The following is a 14,595-nucleotide window of genomic DNA, read 5'->3' on the forward strand; positions in this document are numbered from 1 at the left end:
CTGTGGAACACCGGCAGGGCGGGGGGCATCCTCCGCCCTGTGGCGTTTCAGCCCGGTTTTGCCTGTCAGCAGGGGAACAGCTTGGTCAGGGGGATATGGGGGCGGACGATCGGCGATTTCAGCACCACGAAGCTGAAGTATTTGTCGACGCCGGTTTCCATGTCGGTCAGCCGTTCCATGATTTCCTGATATTCGCTGATGTCGGCGGTGACGAACTTCAGCAGGTAGTCGTAGCCGCCGGAAATCAGGTGACATTCAATCAGCTGGTCGACTTTTTCCACCGCCGCCAGAAACCGGGCGAAGTCGATCTGCCGGTGGTTTTTCAGGGTCACTTCGGTGAAGACGGTCAGGGTCTGCCCCAGCTTGCGGACGTTGATCAGGGCGGAATAGCCCTCGATATAGCCTTCCGCCTGAAGCTTTTTGACCCGCACCAGACAGGGGCTGGGGGACAGGTTGACCAGCTCGGCCAGTTCCACATTGGTGATGCGGCCGTTTTTTTGCAGTTCATGCAGGATCTTGATATCGAGCCGGTCCAGTTTCAGCACGGTCACCTCCTGATCGGCCCCTCCGGGGGAGTCGGGACAACATAAAATGCTGTCCGCGAGGGGCCATGAACCATAGCATAGCGACGGGGAATGTCTACTGACCCAAGGGAAACCGGCGGAAATATGCGGGATACAAAGCGCTGCCGGGGAAAGACTGAACGGTATAAAATGCTGCGAAACCGGTAAATCCGGCACCCGTCTTCGGCCCGGCCCCCGTATGATGCCGGGCAACAGTGGGAGAAAGTTCCATGCCCGTGCCTCTGCTGACCATCGAGTCCTCGCCTGATCTGCCGGAGTCCGCCGATGCGGTGGTGATCGGTGCCGGGATTGTCGGCGTCTTCACCGCCTATTATCTGGCCCGGCGGGGCCTGAAAGTGGCGTTGCTGGAAAAGGGGCTGGTCGGGGCGGAACAGTCCAGCCGCAACTGGGGGTGGTGCCGCCAGCAGAACCGGGATGCCCGCGAACTGCCGATTTCCACCAAAAGTCTCGACCTGTGGGAACAGTTTGCCGCTGACAGCGGCGAAGATCCCGGCTTTTCCCGCTGCGGACTGCTGTATCTGAGCAATGATGAGCAGGAAATCGCCGGGTGGGCCAAATGGTGTGACTTTGCCAAAACCGTCAATGTCACCAGCCATGTGTTGACGGCGGCACAGGCGCAGGAGCGCGGACGCGCCACTGGCAAGAGCTGGAAGGGCGGGGTGTTCTCACCCTCTGACGGGATTGCTGACCCGGCGCGGGCGGCCCCGGTGGTGGCGCGGGCGTTGCGGGCGCTGGGCGGCACGGTGCATCAGAACTGCGCTGCCCGGGGGCTGGAAACCAGCGGCGGGCGGGTCAGTGCCGTTGTTACCGAAAAAGGCACGATCCGCACTCCGGTGGCAATCCTGTCCGGCGGGGCGTGGGCCTCGGCCTTCTGCCGCCAGCTTGGTATCGTCTTTCCGCAGGCGTCGGTCCGGTCGTCGATTCTGGCGTTGTCGCCGGGGGCGCAGGGACTCCCCGATGCCCTGCACACCAAGGATGTTTCCGTCACCCGCCGTGGCGACGGCGGATACACGCTGGCGATCAGCGGGCGCGGGCGGCTGGACCCGACCCTGCAAAGCCTGCGCTTTGGCCGGGAATTCGTGCCGATGTTCCTGAAGCGCTGGCGCAGCCTGTCGATGGGCGGGCTGGAAGGGATCCGCTCCGGGCACGAAGGGCTGTCGCGCTGGCGGCTGGATGCGCCGACCCCGATGGAGCGGATGCGGATCCTTGATCCGGCAGTCGATCAGGCGACGGTGGCGGAAACCCACCGCCGGGCGGTGGCGCTGCTGCCGGAACTGGCGAAAACCACCATCTCCGCCCGCTGGGGCGGCTATATCGACAGCACCCCGGACGGGGTCCCCGCCATGGGCGAGGTCCGCAGTCTGCCGGGGTTCATTCTGGCCGCCGGATTCAGCGGCCATGGCTTTGGCATCGGGCCGGGGGCCGGGCATCTGATTGCCGATATCATCACCGGGGCTGACCCGATTGTTGATCCCCGCCCCTATGACCCTGACCGTTTCCGCGCCTCCGTCTGGGGCAAGGTCGCGGATTTCTGACCGTCCTCTGTCTGCCGGGACGGTGCCCTTGTGGCGTGACACCTTGAGCGGGACAGTCGGGGGGAGGGTCCCCCGCTGTCCCGTCTTTTTCTATGGGGCGGTGGTACTCTGCTCCCGGTCGAGGTGCCCCCGGTCGAGATGAATATGGGCGTCGGCGAAGCCGGGCGGCAGCGGCCGGTGGGAGATCAACACCACCGTCACCCGCCCGCGCAGGGCGCGCAGGGTCTCCAGCACATGGGTTTCAGCGCCGGAGTCCAGCGCACTGGTCGGTTCATCCAGCACCAGCATGGCCGGGGCGCGGATCAGCGCCCGGGCGAGAGCCAGCCGCTGGCGCTCGCCGCCAGACAGGGCCGTGCCGCGTTCGCCGACCGGGGTTTCCAGCCCCTGCGGCAGCGCCCGGACAAAGGCTTCCGCCCCGGCATCGCGCAGGGCCTGCCACAGGGTGGTTTCGTCAGCCTGCGGGGCCGCCAGCAGCAGATTGGCGCGGATCGTATCGTGGAACAGCACCGGATCCTGCGGCACCATCGCCACCCGCTGCCGCCACGCCCGCCGCATCGGCCCCAGAAGCTGCGTGCCCCCGACGGCAATGCTGCCGCCGGTCGGTTCCGTCAGGCCCAGCAGCAGGTCGGCCAGCGTCGATTTTCCCGCTCCGGACGGGCCGGTCAGCACGGTCAGGCCGCGATGGGGCAGGGTGGTGGTGATGCCCTGCAACACCGGGGGGCGGTTGAGATCGTGATGGGCGGTGAGGTCGGTGATGGTGATCGCGCCGTCCGGGGCCGGGGCGGTGATGGTGGCAAGGGGTTCCGCTGCCCGGGTTGCCTGTGTCAGCAGGGCCCGCACCCGGCCATGGGCGGGCAGGGCATGCACCACATGCCGCCAGCCATCGGCGGTGCGCCCGGCCAGCATCAGCATCCGCACCAGCGCCACCAGAATCGCCAGCGTTTCCGGCAGGCTCTGGCCGTTCCAGCGGACAAGGAGCAGCACGATCAGCGCGGCGGTGACCGCCGCCACCGTCTGCCGGGCAACCGCGGCCCCGGCATTCAGGCGTTGCAGGGCTTCTTCCTGCCGGTTCAGGTCGGCCATCCGGGCGTCGATGCTCTGTTCCCGGGCCTCGGCGAGGTCAAAGATCTTGATCAGCCGGAACGAGGACAGGTCTTCCCCGATGGCGGTCTGGAGGGCGCGGCGGCCTAGGTCCGATCGACATTCAGGCTTCCCCATCGGAGGTTTCTGTGATTCATAAGGTTCCGCCTTCCTGATGCGGAGCGATCGATGGGGATCAAACGATACGAGTTGAATGAAGCTCAATGGAGCCGGATTTCGTCTCTTTTGCCAGGAAAGGCAGGCGATCCCGGACGTACGGGGACAGATAACCGGCTGTTCGTGAATGGCTGTTTGTGGGTTCTGCGCTCCGGATCACATTGGTGCGACCTGCCTGAACGGTATGGCAAATGGAAGACGGTCCATCGCCGCTTTAGCCGCTGGTGCCATGCGGGGATATGGGAGCGGGTATTCGAGGTACTGACCGCCGATCGCGACAACCAATATCTGATGCTCGACAGCACCATCGTTCGCGCCCATCAGCAGGCAGCGAACGGAAAAGGGGGGCCAAGGATCAGGCGCTGGGGCGTTCCCGAGGTGGATTGACCACCAAGATTCACATGCTGGCTGACGCGCTCGGGCGCCCTTTGTGCTTGGTCGTCACCGCTGGGCAAGTTGGCGACGTAACCCAGGCCAAAGCCCTGTTGCATGGGCAATCCGGCTCTGCCGTCCTCGCCGATAAAGCCTATGACAGCAATGCCTTACGAGAAACGATCGCTGCCATGAAAGCCGAGGCGGTGATCCCCTCAAACCGTACCCGCAAAATTATCATTCCCCACGATGCGGAGGCTTACAGACACCGCAACCGCATCGAACGCTGCTTCAATCGGCTCAAGCACTTCCGCCGGTTTGCCACCCGCTACGACCGCAGGGCCATCCATTTCAAGGGCTTCACCTATCTCGCAGCCGCAATGATCTGGATGGCATGAATGTCGATTCGTCCTAACCCCACCACCTGACCGTGGCGGTACAGCAGGCGGTTGAGGTACAGCCCGACGGGCGCCATCAGCAGCCCCAGCCCCACCGTCAGGGCGGTCGCCACCGGGGCCAGCGAGACCGCCACCCCCAGTGCCACCGCCAGCCGCACCGACAGCCCGGCCTGTTGCAGCAGGAAGGTGACGGCGGTCTCGCACTGCCCGACATCGCTGACCACGGTGTGGGTCAGGGCCCCCGGGCGGTGCCGGATAAACCGGGTCCACTCCATGTGGAGGACGGCCTGATACAGGCGGCAGCGCAGGTGGCGGATAAAGGTCATCCGCAGCCGCACCGACACCATCTGCCGCCACGCCAGCAGCCCGGAGGACAGCAGCACCAGCCCGACATACACCAGCAGGATCTGGGGCAGGGACTGGGGCACGAACTGGGTCAGGCCGGGCAGCAGACTCCGCAGGGCGGAAGGCGCATTGCCGCCGCCCAGCATCCCGAGCAGCGGGATCAGCATCAGGATCCCCACGCCTTCGGCCAGCCCGGCGACGGTGGCCAGCAGCAGGGTCAGCTCCAGCCTGCCGCGTGCCGCCGCCCGCAGGTCGGCGATCAGCCGCCAGAACCGGCGGAAGAGCAGGGGTTTGGCCCGCCTGCGGGGGAAGGGAAGGGGCATAACGGGAGATCCGGACGGAGAAACGACCCCCCGTTATGCCCGACCCGGCCGGGCAGGGAAAGTCTGCCGTCAGGGGCTGCCGGGGGGCGACAGGAATGCCGGGCAGTCCTGATAGCTGACCGGACGCAGGAACCGCTGCACCGCCAGTCCGCCGACCGAGGTGGTGGCGCTGGCGGTGCTGGCGGGATAGGGGCCGCCGTGGACCATGGCCGGGCTGACCTCCACCCCGGTCGGCATGCCGTTGAACAGCACCCGCCCGGCTTTTTCGGAACAGACCGGCAGTAGGGTGGCGGCCGCAGTGCGGTCGGTTTCGGCGCTGTCCTCAAGGTGCAGGGTGATGGTCAGTTGCCCGTCCAGATCCTCCAGCACCGCCGTGAGGTCCGCCAGATCCCGGCAGGCGACGATGATCGCCGCCGGGCCGAAGGTTTCGGCATGCAGGCGGGACTGATGCCGCCAGGTGTCAGAGGACACCCGGAACACTGCCGGAGCCGCCTCCGCCGGGGTCATCGCCGCAGCGGGCAGCAGGCAGGACACGCCGGGCACGGCGGCAAGGGCGGTCAGGGAGTCCTGATAGGCGCGGGCAATCCAGCCGGTCAGCATCGGGGCGGCCGGAACCGGGCGGAGGGCGGTGACCGCCTGTTCGGTGAACCGGGACAGATCCGGGCCATCGACCGCCAGAATGATCCCCGGATTGGTACAGAACTGCCCGACCCCCTGCGTCAGCGAGGCGGCCCACTGGGTTGCAAGGCTGTCGCCACGGGCGGCGAGGGCCCCGGGCAGCAGGATTACCGGATTGCACGATCCCAGTTCGCCATAGAACGGAATCGGCTGCGGGCGGGTCATCGCCAGATCGAACAGGGACCGGCCACCGCGCAGGGATCCGGTGAAGCCGACCGCCTGCACCGCCGGATGGCGGACCAGCGCCTGCCCGCCGGAAAAGCCCCGGCCCTGAAGCAGGGAGAACACTCCGGCGGGCAGCCCGCAGGTGCGCACGGCGGCCATCACCGCCTCTGCGGCAAGGGCCGATGTGCCGGGGTGGGCGGCATGGGCCTTGACGATCACCGGGCATCCGGCAGCCAGCGCCGAGGCGGTATCCCCGCCCGCCACCGAGAATGCCAGCGGGAAATTGCTGGCCCCGAACACCGCCACCGGGCCGAGCGGACGGTAGGTGATCCGCAGGTCCGGCTGGGGCAGCGGGGTCCGGGCCGGGTTGCCGGGGGTGTGGATCAGCGGAAAATCGGTGCCGTCGCGCAGGCGGGTGGCAAAGAACCGCAATTGCCCGGTGGTCCGGCCCCGTTCCCCCTCCAGCCGCGCCACCGGCAGGGCGGTTTCGGCATGGGCAAGGGCGGTCAGGGCCGGGCCGCGGGCTTCCAGTTCAGCGGCGATGGCCTCAAGGAACAGGGCCCGCTGCTCCCGCGATGTGGCGGCAAACCGCCGGGCCGCCTCGGCGGCGGCGCGGGCGGCGCGGTCCACGTCCTGTTCGGTGGCCTCGGCGAAAACGGTTGGTAACAGGTGTTGCTGTGCCGGGGCCATGGCGCGGAAGGTGGCGTCACGCTCGGACACGGGGGTCCATTTGCCGCCGATGCTGTGGCCGCCGTCAACCGGCAGGGTTTCGGGGTCGGGCAGGAGGGGGGCCTGTACGGTCATCTCCGCGTCTCCTCAGCGCCGCCGGTCCGGCATTCCGGCGGGCACAAAGGCCCCGCCCTGATACCGCACCGCCGGATCCTCGGGGTCGGTTTCCGGTGTGCTGAGATGCGGCAGGTGCCGGAAGCGGTCGGCATTGTCCTGCGGTACCCAGCCGAGATAGCCGGTCTTACGGTTATCCCACCAGCTTTCACGGTTGGCGGAGGCCCCATAAATGATCGGGCAGCCGAGGCGGTCGACGGTGAACACCCGCTCCACCAGTGCCGCCATGTCCTCGACGCTCAGCCAGGTGGCCAGCATGCGGCGGTTGCGGGGTTCGGGGAAGCAGGAGCCGATGCGGACAATGGCGGTCTCGATGCCGAACTTGTCGTAATAGTAGCGGGCCAGCAGCTCCCCATAGCCCTTCGACACGCCGTACAGGCTGTCCGGACGGGGCGGAGAGTCGGCATCCAGCAGGGTTTCCCGCTCGTGGAAGCCGATGACATGGTTGGAACTGGCAAACAGCACCCGCTTTACCCCGAAGCGGCGGGCGGCATCATAGAGGTGGTAGGTGCCACGGATATTGGCATCAAGGATGACCTCGAAGCTGTTTTCCAGCGACATACCGCCAAGGTGAATGATGCCGTCGCAGCCTTCCACCGCGCGGTCAACGGCGGCAGCATCGGCGAGATCGGCGGGCATGATTTCTTCCCCGGCCTCTGCCGGGCCGGGGTCCTTCAGGTCGGACAGGCGGACGATGGGGGCGACGGAGCGCAGGTGCGGGCGCAGCATGGATCCGACGATCCCTCCGGCACCGGTCATCAGCAGGCGTTGCATCGGAAAACTCCAGCAGAATGGGCGGTCAGGGAAAGAAGGACGGGTCCGGCATACAGCACGCCGGACCCGTCAGGCCGGTCATCCCCCCAGCAGGGCGGGTAGACCGAGGGAGACCATCGGGATGTAGGTGATCAGGCCCAGCGTCACCAGAATGGCGGCGTAGAACGGCCAGATGGTCTGAACCGTGCGGTGGATCGGCACACTGCCGATGGCACAGCCGACGAACAGGCAGGCCCCGACCGGCGGGGTGCACAGCCCCAGACCAAGATTAAGCATCAGCATCACACCGAACTGGATCGGATCCATGCCGACCGCCACCGCCACCGGCAGGAAGATCGGGGTGCAGATCAGGATCAGGGCGGCCATGTCCATCACCATGCCAAGGACCAGCAGGATGATGTTGATCATCAGCAGCACGATGACCGGGTTGGCGGAGACCGCATAAACCAGCGAGGTCAGATGCTGCGGCACCTGATACAGGGCCAGCATGTAGCCGAAGGCCGAGGCGCAGGCGACCAGAATCATCACCATGGCGGTGACCCGGACGGAGGCTTTGACGGCGGCGGTGAAGGCATGCCACGTCAGCTTGCGGTACACCAGCAGGGTGACGATCAGGGCATAGATCACCCCGAAGGCCCCGGATTCAGTCACGGTGAACACCCCGGACAGGGTGCCGCCGACGATGATCACGGCGGTGAACAGGCCCGGCAGGGCGGCGAACAGGCTGCCGATAATCACCGGCAGGCCCTCAAATTTTTCCGTCGGATACTGTTTGCGCACCGCCACCCAGCGGGCGGCCACCGACAGGGCAAGGCACATCAGAATGCCCGGCACCACCCCGGCGAGGAACAGCTTGGAGACGGAAATTCCGCCCCCGGCGGCCACCACATACAGCACCATGTTATGACTGGGCGGGATCAGGATGCCGGCGATGGAGGAGGTGACGGTGACGTTGACGGCGTAATCGTCACCATAGCCTTTCTTTTTCATCATCGGGATCATCAGCGAGCCGATGGCGGAGGTATCCGCCACGGCCGAGCCGGAGATGCCGCCGAACAGCATGCTTGAAAACACGGTCACCTGCCCCAGTCCGCCGCGGATCCAGCCGACGGTGGAGGAGGCGAGGCGGATCAGGCGCACCGCGATGCCGCCGTGCAGCATCAGTTCCCCGGCGAAGATGAAGAAGGGGATGGCCAGCAGGGCAAAGATAGAGGATCCGGCCATGATGCGCTGGAAGGCGACCAGCATCGGCAGCCCTTCATAGGCGAAGGCCGCCACCGCCGCGATCCCGATGCCGTAGGCGACCGGCACCCCGATCACCGTACACAGGGCAAACAGCCCCAGCAAAATTGTCAAACCCATGGTGAGGTGTCCTTGATTCGGTCGGGGGGCCTGCGCGTGGCGGCCCGGGCGGCGTGGCGGTTACGCCTGTGCCTGCGGCGACGGAAGCGGAGAGGTGACAGCGGCAACGGCGTCGGGCAGGTCGTCTTCGGTTTCGGCGGCGGCGGAGCGTGGCAGGCTGACGGCATCGCTGTCATGTCCGGCACTGGCGCTGACCGTGGTCTGGGCGACCCAGTCATCGACGATATTGCCAAGGGCAAACGCGGTGGTCAGAATCCCGCCGATCACCATCGGCAGCACCCGCAGACCTTCCGAAACGCCCAGCAGCGGGATTTCCGTGCCCCAGGCGAAGGTCATCAGGGTGGTGGAATGAACCGCCATCAGCAGACCGAACCCGGCCAGCAGCAGATGGACCACGGTCAGGATCACGCGGCGGGTGGGGCGGGACACATATTCGAACAGCAGGTCAACCGCCAGATGGGTGCGGTCGCGCACGCCGACGGCCGAGGCGGTGAAGGTAATGAAAACAATCAGCAGCAGGGCCAGCTGTTCAACCCAGGTCGGGGTCTGATTAAGGGCATAGCGCCCGAACACCAGCCAGCCGAAGGTGGTGATCAGCACCACCAGGGCCACACCTGACAGCACCATCACCAGCGTTGCCAGCAGCGACAGGACGGCATGGAGGGTTGTCTGAAACCGAGTAAGCACCGGGGTATCCTCCCGAGAAGGACCAGAAAGGGCCGGGGTGGGGGCACCACCCCGGCCGGGTCGGGGCAGGGTTACTGGACGGCCTTGATGTCGGCGATCAGATCCTTCAGCGCCGGAGTTTTCTTGATAGCGTCCTCATAGACGGCGACCATCTGGGTCTGGAACGGCACTTTGTTGGTGATCTCGTTGATCTTGCCACCGGCCTTGACGATCATGTCACGGCTTTTGGCTTCGCGGTCAGCCCACAGCTGCCGTTGCAGGGTGGCGCTTTCCCGGGCGGCCTCGCGCACGGCCTTCTGGTCTTCTGCCGACAGCCGCGACCAGCTGGTCTTGGAGACGCACAGGCATTCCGGCAGGATCAGGTGTTCGGTCAGGGAATAGTAGCCCGCCACTTCATAGTGGTTGGAGCTTTCGTAGGACGGCCAGTTGTTTTCCGCGCCGTCGATGACGCCGGTCTTCAGGGACTGGTAGACATCGCTGTAGGGCATCGGGGTGGCGTTGCCGCCCATGGATTCCACCATGCCGACGAACAGGGTGTTGTTCATCACCCGCATCTTCATGCCCTTCATATCGTTGGGCGAGGTGATCGGCTTTTTGGTGTTGTAGAAGGAGCGGGCCCCGGAGTCATACCACGCCAGTGCCACCAGCCCCTTCTGTTCCATGGCGGCGGCCAGTTTGTCGCCGACCGGGCCGTCCATCACCCGGTGCATGTGGTCCACGCTGCGGAAGATGAAGGGCAGGGAGACGACGTTGACTTCCGGCACGGCGGTGCCGATCGGACCCATGTTGAATTCGGCGAAATCAATGGCGCCCAGCTGGACCTGTGAAATGGCGTCGGACTGATCGCCGAGCACGGCGCTGTGGTAGACCTTGCCGGTGACGCGGCCCTTGGTTTTTTCCTTGGCCAGTTCGGCAAATTTCTCCATGCCGATGGAGACCGGATATTCCGGCGGATGGATGTTCCAGCCGCGCCATTCGGCCTGGGCCGCACCGCTCATCAGGGCAAGGGCAAGGGCTGTCCCGGCAGCGGCGGTGGCGCAGCGGGCGATCATTGTTTTCATCATGGTCATACCTCCCGTTTCCGGTGCGCGGGATGGGCCGGGACTCCGGCCGGATGGGGTGTTGTCACCCTCTTCACTCCGGGCAGCGGCTTTTTGGTTTGGCGGCCCCGGTGGTCAGATGCCGGTGGGCGGGGCCGGTCGTGGATCCGAATGGGTCTGGGTAGGGGGAGTTGTCACCGGACAGCGGAGCCGGTAGCATGTGACGGGAACGCTACATGTTGTATGATGACTGGTCAATAAATCTTTTCCAAAAGGTATGACAACATGGCGTTGCCGTTCTGCGGACCCGCAGGGCAGGGCATTAAAGGACAGAGAGGGATTGCCATCATGACTGCTGCCGCCAGAAAGCAGCCGCGCCAGAATCTGACGCAGCGTGTGACGGAAACCCTGCGCGAGCGCATCGTGTCCGGACAGCTGAAGCCCGGCGATAAGCTGCCGACCGAGCTGGAGCTGAACAGGGAACTGGGCGTCAGCCGCACGGTGATCCGCGAGGCGGTGGCCAGTCTGCGGGCGGATGGCCTTGTGCAGCCGAAGCAGGGGGTCGGGGTGTTTGTCACCGCTCCGCCGCCCCGGGACGCCGCGCGGGAGGGCGAGGGCTTCATCCAGATTTCCCCGCAGAAGATCTCTGATGTGATTGAGGCGCTGGAGCTGCGGACGGCGGTGGAGGTCGAATCGGCGGCGCTGGCGGCCCTGCGCTGCTCTCCGGCGCAGGAGGCCGAGATCTGTAGCCGCTTTGATGCGCTGGAAGCGGCCCTGCAACATGGGGAGTTGTCGGAGTCGGAGGATTTTGAGTTCCATCTGTCGGTTGCCCGGGCCACCAACAATCCCCGCTTTATCGAGTTTCTGACCTATCTGGGCAACCGGACGATTCCCCGCTCCCGCCTGCGGGAGGAGGCCGGTCTGCCGCGCAATCAGGCGCTGGAGGAGCAGCTGAATCAGGAGCACCGGGCGATTCTGGAGGCGATTCTCCGACATGATCCGGAAGCGGCGCGGACGGCCATGCGCCAGCATCTGGCGGGGGGGACGGACCGTTACCGGGCACTGGCGCGGGCGGCGCACCGGCGCACCAGTCTGGCCGGGGAGTGAGTGTTCAGGAGATGACTCGCTCTAAGTCATCATATGACTATTGACAGGTGATGGTGTTGTCATACTATCTTTCTCACGGCGGCCGGAGTGTTTCCGGCTCCTCCTTCCCCGCTGGCGCCCCGAGGGCGGCGGCCGCTCCCCCGTCAGGAAGATCCCGTGATGCATTATTCTGCGCTGAAAACCGTTCTGGGTTCCGGTCTGCTGTCGTTTCCGGTCACCCATTTTGATGCCGCCAGCCATGACTTCAACCGGGCGGCTTATCAGGATCATGTGGCGTGGCTGTCGCAGTACGAGGCCGCCGCCCTGTTTGCCGCCGGCGGCACCGGCGAACTGTTCTCGCTGACTCCGGCGGAAATCCCGCAGGTTGTCGCGGCGGCGAAGGAAGCGGCCGGGGCCACCCCGATCATTGCCGGTTGCGGCTATGGCACCCGGCAGGCGGTGGAGGTGGCGCAGGCGGTGCAGGCCGCCGGAGCCGATGCCATCCTGCTGCTGCCGCATTACCTGATCGGTGCCCCGCAGGCCGGTCTGTACGCCCATATCAAGGCGGTCTGCGATGCGGTGGATATCGGCGTCATCATCTACAACCGTGCCAACAGCATCGCCAATGCCGACACCGTCGCCCGGCTGGCCGATGCCTGCCCCAACCTGATCGGCTTCAAGGACGGCACCGGCAACATTCAGCAGGTGCGGGAGATTGTGGCCCGGCTGGGCGACCGCCTGACCTATATTGGTGGCATGCCGACCCACGAACTGTTTGCCGAAGCCTATGACGCCATGGGCGTCACCACCTATTCCTCGGCGGTGTTCAACTTCGTGCCGGAGCTGGCGCTGGAGTTTTACCGGGCGATGCGCGGCAAGGACCGGGCGACGATGACCCGGATCCTGACCGACTTCTTCTATCCCTTCGCGGCCCTGCGTGACCGCTCCCCCGGCTATGCGGTGTCGATCATCAAGGCCGGTCTGGCGGCTGTCGGGCGGGATCCCGGCCCGGTCCGGCCGCCGCTGACAGACCTGACCCCGGCGGAGCTGGCGGACCTGACCCGCCTGATTCAGGCGCAGTCCGTCGCCCGGGCGGCGTAACAGGATCCTCCCCGGGGCGGCACAGGCCTGCCCCGGGGCGTTGCCTCCCGCCTGTTTTTCCTGTCAGCCGAGGTCCCCATGCGGATCACCGCCGTTCATACCCATCTGCTGTACCATCGGCTGGATCAGCCGTTTCAGTCGTCGTTCTCGCAGTTTGATGCCCGGTTCCACTGTCTGGTGGAAATTGTCACCGACAGCGGCCTGACCGGCTGGGGGGAATGCCTTGGCCCGGCCACCGCCAATGCGGCGATGGTGCAGGCGATGGCGCCGCTGCTGATCGGCGGATCGCCGCTGGAGATCGAGCGCCACTGGCTGACCCTGTACAACCAGTTCCGCGATCAGGGCCAACGCGGGGTGACGATGACGGCGCTGTCCGGCCTTGATATTGCCCTGTGGGACCTGACCGGCAAGCACTTCAATGCCCCGGTGCATGTGCTGATGGGCGGGGCGCACCGCACGCGGATTCCGGTGTATGCCACCGGCGGATTCCGCCCGGTCGGCCGCAACCGGATCGAGGCGACGGTGGCGGAAATGACGGCGGCGGTGCAGGCCGGGTTCCGGGCCTGCAAGATCAAGATCGGCTTTGGCATTGCCGATGATCTGGCCACCATTGCTGCCGTGCGCGAGGCCATCGGGCCGGAGGTGACGCTGGCGATTGATGCCAACCATGGCTACGACGCCATTGACGCCATCGCCCTTGGCCGCCGCGCCGAACGGTATGATCTGGCGTGGTTCGAGGAGCCGGTGGTGCCGGAAGCGCTGGAGGCCTACGCCCGGATCCGCCGCAGCCAGCCGATTCCGGTGGCAGGCGGGGAGACGTGGCACAGTCGCTGGGGTTTCGCGCAGGCGCTTCAGGCCGGGGCGGTGGATATCCTTCAGCCTGATGTCTGCGGTCTGGGTGGTCTGTCGGAGTTCCGGCGGGTGCTGACACTGGCCGATGTCCATCCGGTGCGGGTGGTGCCCCACGTCTGGGGGACGGCGGTGGCGATTGCCGCCGCCCTGCACGCCCACGCCATTTTGCCCCCGGCCCCGCCCGCCCACGAGGCGCGCTCACCGCATCTGGAATTTGACCGCACCCCCAATCCGTTCCGGCAGGCGATTGTCGCCACCCCGCTGGAACCGGTGGATGGCATCCTGACGGTCCCGGATGGCCCCGGTCTGGGGATTGAGATCAACCGCGAGGCCCTTGCGGCCTACGCCCCGGAGACGTTCTGATGACTGCTTTTGTTCCGCTGCCGCCTGAGGCCATCGACAGCCATATGCACCTGTATCCGGCGCATATCCCGTCCCAGCCGGGGGGGCCGTCGTGCCCGGTGGACTTCCCCGATCTTGCGGCCTACCGCCAGCAGGTTCAGGGGCAGCTTGGCTGCCGCCGGGTGGTGGTGGTGCAGGCCAATGCCCATCAGACCGACAATACCCCGGTTCTGGAGGCTCTGGCCGATCTGGGGGAGTCCGCCCGGGGGGTGATCGCCGCCGGGGCCGACCTGAGCGATGCCGAGATGGAACGGCTGACCGCACTGGGGGTCCGGGGCTGCCGGATCATGAACCTTGGCGGGGCCTACCGGATGCCGTCCCTGACGGCGGTGTCAGAACGGATTGTGGCGTTTGGCTGGTCGTGCATCGTCCAGTTTGACGGGCGGGAGATTGATGACCATGTGGCGGCCCTGGAAAAAATTCCCGGCCCGTATGTCATCGACCATATCGGTAAGTTTTTGGAGCCGGTTGCGCCGGATGACGCCCGGGTGGACACCCTGCTGCGCCTGATCGACCGGGGGAACTGCTACGTCAAGATTGCCGGATGCTACGAGATTTCGCGCTCCGGAGCCCCGGACTATGCCGATGTCGGGGCGGTGGCGCGCCGGGTGATGGCCCATGCGCCGGAGCGGATGCTGTGGGGCAGCAACTGGCCGCATGTGATGTGCCCGCCGGACGGGCGGCCCAGTGACCGCGCCCTGCTGGAAGTGGTGCGTGGCTGGCAGCCGGATGCGGCGGCGCAGCGCCTGATGTTTGTTGACAACCCGGCCCGCCTGTACGGGTTTCTGTAA

Annotated in this window: 13 protein-coding genes and 1 pseudogene; 6 read left to right on the plus strand and 8 right to left on the minus strand. The window is 66.1% G+C overall.

The annotated features are described in order from the left end of the window. Positions 1 to 65: 65 nt before the first annotated feature. Positions 66 to 545 carry an Lrp/AsnC family transcriptional regulator gene (locus FHS48_RS13730; protein ID WP_463357453.1) on the minus strand — a complete coding sequence of 160 codons (480 nt, stop codon included), beginning with the start codon at positions 543 to 545 and terminating at the stop codon, positions 66 to 68. A 248-nt stretch (positions 546 to 793) separates the two neighbouring features. Between FHS48_RS13730 and FHS48_RS13735 the strand changes: the two genes are divergently transcribed. Next, entirely contained in the window at positions 794 to 2,119 is a 1,326-nt protein-coding gene (locus tag FHS48_RS13735; RefSeq protein WP_184264141.1) for an NAD(P)/FAD-dependent oxidoreductase, read from the plus strand. A 90-nt stretch (positions 2,120 to 2,209) separates the two neighbouring features. Here FHS48_RS13735 and FHS48_RS13740 read toward each other — a convergent pair whose 3' ends face one another. Further along, on the minus strand, positions 2,210 to 3,337 hold the full coding sequence (locus FHS48_RS13740; RefSeq protein WP_184264142.1) for an ATP-binding cassette domain-containing protein: 1,128 nt from the start codon (positions 3,335 to 3,337) through the stop codon (positions 2,210 to 2,212). Between the two features lie 51 nt (positions 3,338 to 3,388). On the opposite strand from FHS48_RS13740, the pseudogene FHS48_RS13745 reads away from it, so the two are divergent. Further along, positions 3,389 to 4,146, plus strand: a pseudogene (locus FHS48_RS13745) (IS5 family transposase). Here FHS48_RS13745 and FHS48_RS13750 read toward each other — a convergent pair. The 6 genes from FHS48_RS13750 to FHS48_RS13775 all read right to left on the minus strand — a co-directional run bounded on the left by FHS48_RS13750 (position 4,113) and on the right by FHS48_RS13775 (position 10,387). Next, positions 4,113 to 4,814, minus strand: a complete 702-nt coding sequence (locus tag FHS48_RS13750) for an ABC transporter transmembrane domain-containing protein (RefSeq protein ID WP_184264143.1) — start codon at positions 4,812 to 4,814, stop codon at positions 4,113 to 4,115. The pseudogene FHS48_RS13745 and the gene FHS48_RS13750 overlap by 34 nt on opposite strands. A gap of 69 nt (positions 4,815 to 4,883) precedes the next feature. After that, complete coding sequence (locus FHS48_RS13755) at positions 4,884 to 6,461, minus strand: aldehyde dehydrogenase (NADP(+)) (protein WP_184264144.1); 1,578 nt, start codon at positions 6,459 to 6,461, stop codon at positions 4,884 to 4,886. A gap of 12 nt (positions 6,462 to 6,473) precedes the next feature. Beyond that, positions 6,474 to 7,274 carry an NAD-dependent epimerase/dehydratase family protein gene (locus tag FHS48_RS13760; RefSeq protein WP_184264145.1) on the minus strand — a complete coding sequence of 267 codons (801 nt, stop codon included), beginning with the start codon at positions 7,272 to 7,274 and terminating at the stop codon, positions 6,474 to 6,476. A 78-nt stretch (positions 7,275 to 7,352) separates the two neighbouring features. Continuing rightward, positions 7,353 to 8,636, minus strand: a complete 1,284-nt coding sequence (locus FHS48_RS13765) for a TRAP transporter large permease (RefSeq protein ID WP_184264146.1) — start codon at positions 8,634 to 8,636, stop codon at positions 7,353 to 7,355. 60 nt (positions 8,637 to 8,696) lie between these two features. After that, positions 8,697 to 9,323, minus strand: coding sequence for a TRAP transporter small permease (locus tag FHS48_RS13770; RefSeq protein ID WP_221443515.1), 627 nt, complete (start codon positions 9,321 to 9,323; stop codon positions 8,697 to 8,699). A gap of 71 nt (positions 9,324 to 9,394) precedes the next feature. Beyond that, positions 9,395 to 10,387 (minus strand): TRAP transporter substrate-binding protein, encoded by a 993-nt coding sequence (locus tag FHS48_RS13775; protein ID WP_184264186.1) that lies wholly within the window; start codon positions 10,385 to 10,387, stop codon positions 9,395 to 9,397. A gap of 324 nt (positions 10,388 to 10,711) precedes the next feature. Here FHS48_RS13775 and FHS48_RS13780 point away from each other — a divergent pair, with 324 nt between their 5' ends. The 4 genes from FHS48_RS13780 (at position 10,712) to FHS48_RS13795 (ending at position 14,595) form a co-directional block, all read left to right on the plus strand. Then, positions 10,712 to 11,470, plus strand: coding sequence for a FadR/GntR family transcriptional regulator (locus FHS48_RS13780; RefSeq protein WP_184264147.1), 759 nt, complete (start codon positions 10,712 to 10,714; stop codon positions 11,468 to 11,470). A 159-nt stretch (positions 11,471 to 11,629) separates the two neighbouring features. After that, positions 11,630 to 12,550: a 5-dehydro-4-deoxyglucarate dehydratase gene (gene kdgD, locus FHS48_RS13785; RefSeq protein ID WP_184264187.1), complete on the plus strand. Its 921-nt coding sequence runs from the start codon at positions 11,630 to 11,632 to the stop codon at positions 12,548 to 12,550. A gap of 78 nt (positions 12,551 to 12,628) precedes the next feature. Then, on the plus strand, positions 12,629 to 13,765 hold the full coding sequence (locus FHS48_RS13790) for a mandelate racemase/muconate lactonizing enzyme family protein (RefSeq protein ID WP_184264148.1): 1,137 nt from the start codon (positions 12,629 to 12,631) through the stop codon (positions 13,763 to 13,765). Next, entirely contained in the window at positions 13,765 to 14,595 is an 831-nt protein-coding gene (locus tag FHS48_RS13795) for an amidohydrolase family protein (RefSeq protein ID WP_184264149.1), read from the plus strand. Before FHS48_RS13790 ends, FHS48_RS13795 begins: the two co-directional genes overlap by 1 nt.

The sequence above is a fragment of the Novispirillum itersonii genome (assembly GCF_014205675.1).
GTDB classification, from domain to species: Bacteria; Pseudomonadota; Alphaproteobacteria; order Rhodospirillales; family Rhodospirillaceae; genus Novispirillum; species Novispirillum itersonii_A.